This window comes from uncultured Cyclobacterium sp. (assembly GCF_963976465.1).
GTDB lineage: Bacteria > Bacteroidota > Bacteroidia > Cytophagales > Cyclobacteriaceae > Cyclobacterium.
Window position 1 is genome coordinate 1 of record NZ_CAXBOC010000715.1, and the last position, 1717, is coordinate 1717.

Annotated in this window: 1 protein-coding gene; it reads right to left on the minus strand. The window is 43.6% G+C overall.

Annotated elements, in window-relative coordinates; all coding sequences use genetic code 11:
- Positions 1–1717 (minus strand): hypothetical protein (locus AAC037_RS24195; RefSeq protein ID WP_339906243.1); only part of this gene is annotated, 1717 nt, incomplete at both ends.

Here is a 1717-nt window from a genome sequence, read left to right on the forward strand (position 1 = left end):
TCCAAGGTCCATGACCTATTGGTTCCATTTGAATTGTAAATGTTACGGCCTCTTTGGCATCATGACGCAGCTCTAGTGTACGCTTGTCATAAAATGCAAACAAATAGGGGTCGGATGGTTCGCCGGCTTTGATATCAGAATTTGCCCACGGTCCACCTTTACCTACAGGTTTACCTAACTGCCACAAGTCATCTATTGCTCCTGTCCAAACAGCTACTTCGCCATCGTCAGACACCACTATATGTTCATTAGAACTAGCAGCTTCCGGATCAACACCTGTTAGCAGCAACATCCCTCTATAGGAAGCATAATCATTAATTTTCAATTGATGGGAAGCCACAGGTCTGATTTTAGCGTATCCATCTGCATTTTCAGCAGGCAATTCATAAAAAGTACCATGGCAATTGAACAAATCTCTCTCGGTAGCCACTTCCCTGTCAATTCTAAGGTTACCGGCTAAGGAAGGTTCTGTGTACCTGTCATCCCCCTTAGGTAAACGCCACCTTCTCCCTTTGTCATCAATGATCAAAACTGAAGCTTCGTCCACTTCAAATACATTTTTAGGAATCTGAAAATTTTCATTGATAAACTGCTGGGTAGTGGGATCATCCACTTTTACCAATTGGAATTTATCGTCCATTTCATAATAGCCAATATCGGTGGGCTGACCATCTTGGTAGGATTTGGCAACCAACCCTAACTTTCTGCGGTCATCTCCTAGCCCATACAAAAATCCTCCGGTAAAATCATTCTTTTCTATCGTATTGACCCCTTCGAAAATCCCTGTTTGCATTACTTTCCTATCATCAGGGTTGGAAAAGGCCAAATGGGCAGTAACTGTGGTATTTTGCTTGGCTGTCAAACGTATCCATTCTCCTTTGGTGGTCTCGTCAAAATAAAGCCTGGCACTTTCTCCGGCTTCAATTTCTTGCTCCTTAAGCATTTCCCAGTTGCCATCTCCTTTAGCATCCACTTCAATGACAAAACTCACTCTGGTTTTTCCCTCATTGTTAATCCAAAGATTTCTGTTTTCCCAACCGGCAAATAACATGGGATCAGAGGGAGTATTTGCCTTCACCTCTTCATTCAGCCACAGGGCACCATTGGCTGTATTTGGACCTAGTGCATCAGGCAAATCCATGTCACCAAACCAAAGGTTAGAATTGGATTGTCCGGGGCCCTGTATATTCCCTTTGGCGCTTCTTTTATTTAAAAACTCCTTATTGGCAGAATCATCGGTTCCGAATACCAACCCATCTTTCCAACGGGTAAAATCCCCAATCACTTTCAGGTAAGCCGATCTCGGCCTAATTCCCGCAGTATTACCCTCTTGAAAATTTTCGGGAAATCTCCAAAACATACCATGCATGGTCATAAGGTAATCCGGTTCACCTTCTTTTCCAACATTTCGAATTCTTGGCCACTCGGTATTCCATCCATGGGCTCCATCATAACTGTGACTGGCTTTTGGCAAGCGATAAAAAGACCAACCTTTTTCAGCATCCCTAGCAGCAAGAATTACTGACTTGTGATCCCAACCTGTAGCCCAAATTGGATCTGTGGCCGGGTTTTCATTGCCATAAATGCCTCCGGGACCGGTAACTTCTACAAATTGATTCCTTCTAACAAGTTTCCAATCCTCTCCATCCCATTCAGAAAGCGAACCTGCTTCTATGTCAAATTGCTTTTGAGCCAAACCTCCGGACTCTCCATTGTT